The 1,747-nt window shown below is 68.1% G+C and carries 2 protein-coding genes; one reads left to right on the forward strand and one right to left on the reverse strand.

What is annotated here, in order from left to right:
- Nucleotides 1-32: 32 nt before the first annotated feature.
- Nucleotides 33-746, reverse strand: coding sequence for a hypothetical protein (locus TX80_RS05365; protein WP_049922220.1), 714 nt, complete (start codon nucleotides 744-746; stop codon nucleotides 33-35).
- Between the two features lie 128 nt (nucleotides 747-874).
- On the opposite strand from TX80_RS05365, the gene TX80_RS05370 reads away from it, so the two are divergent.
- Nucleotides 875-1,747: MBL fold metallo-hydrolase (locus TX80_RS05370; RefSeq protein WP_049921963.1), on the forward strand; the 873-nt coding region annotated here is incomplete at its 3' end.

The raw sequence follows: 1,747 nt of genomic DNA on the forward strand, positions 1-1,747 counted from the left end.
GTGATTGCGCCATCGATCGTCCGCCGTGACACCTAGTCGCGTACGGCAGCGAAAAGCGCCCGCATCTGCGCGCCCCCGTTTCGAAGCAGCGCCCGCGGCAGCCGCCGTCGAGAACCGGCAAGGGCGTCCTCGAGCGCCCGCGTCGCCTCGTCCATCACGCCGGCACCGTGGCCGACGAGGACCCGGTCGGGCTCGAGCGGCCACAGCTGATCCCGGGGCGGATCGAGCCGGCGGAGCACGCCCGCACCGAGTCGTTCGTCACCGACGGTGTAGGTGGGCGCGGTCGCGAGCGACTCGGGAACGTACAGCGTGCCGTCGGACTCGCGATAGGCCATCGCCTCCGACCAGCCGGCCATCGGTTCACACCGTATCAGTTCGAACCCCGACTCGCCCTCGCCGAACCGGTCCGCGAACCGCTCGATCGGCGCATCGATCCGGGAAACGACCCGGCTCATGCCGTTCCAGTCGGGCACGAACACGGGGACGTCGTAGTGGCGAGCGAACCGGTCCGCGTCGCGGCCGTGCCAGTTGAAACAGACGACGACGCCGGCGACGGCTCCCAGTTCGTCGATCCGGTCCGTGACGCCCGGTGCCCAGAGCGGATCGACGATCCAGACGCCGTCGTCACAGCGTACGGCGTGGCTCGCCCGCACCGCCGTCTCGTGTGGGTGCGCGACCCAGCCGAACCCGTCCGGCCGCCGGTCGATCGGTTCGAACTCCCTCGCGTCGCGCCGGTCGTATATCACCATCGCTCGAGCGAACGTCACTGTCCGCAAAACTGTAATACTATTGATGATCCGTGCCCGGAACATGCCGACACGGCCCGGAATCTGCCGCGGCGACCATTACGGTACGCGACGGCGTACGTGAGGGTATGGTCACGACACTCTCCGCCGACCGCCTGGCCGAACTCCAGGACGAGGACGCCGAGTTCACCCTCGTCGATACGCGCCCCGAGGACAGCTACGAGTCCTGGCACGTCCCGGGGGCGATCAACTTCCCGTTCGGCCCCGAAGAGGAACTCGACGGGCGTCTCGAGGAGTTCAAAGCGACCGTCGGCGACGCCGAGCGCGTGATCACGATCTGTGCGAAAGGCATCTCCTCGGGCAACTTGGCGACCCGGCTCGAGTCGGCGACCGACGAGTACGAGGTCCAGACCGTCGACGGCGGCATGAAAGGCTGGAGCGGCGTCTACGATCACGTCGCGATCGACGTCGGCGACGGCGCGACGATCGTCCAGATCCAGCGCCGCGCGAAGGGGTGTCTGGGGTACGTCGTCGGCTGTGACGCCACGGGTGAGGCCGTCGTCGTCGATCCCACGGCCGACGTCGACGAGTACGAGATCGCCGCCGAGGAGGCCGACCTCACGATTACGGGCGTGATCGACACCCACGTCCACGCCGACCACGTCTCCGGCGGGCCCGATCTGGCCGCCAGCCTCGATGTACCGTACTATCTCGGCGCACGCGCCGCCGAACGCGACGTCGACCTCGAGTACACGCCCCTCGATCGAAACGAGGTGCTTGCGGTCGGCGAGCGGACCCTCAAAGCGATCGTCGCGCCGGGCCACACGAGCGAGATGATCAATCTCCTCGTGGACGATCGGGCGCTGTTGACCGCCGACACGCTCCACGTCGATTCGGTCGGGCGCACGGAACTCGAGTTCAGCGACGACGAAGGGGAAACGGGTGCGCGACTGCTCTACGAGACGCTTCACCGGACGATCCTCGCGGAGCCGGAGGCCGTC

Source organism: Halopiger djelfimassiliensis (assembly GCF_000455365.1).
GTDB classification, from domain to species: Archaea; Halobacteriota; Halobacteria; order Halobacteriales; family Natrialbaceae; genus Halopiger_B; species Halopiger_B djelfimassiliensis.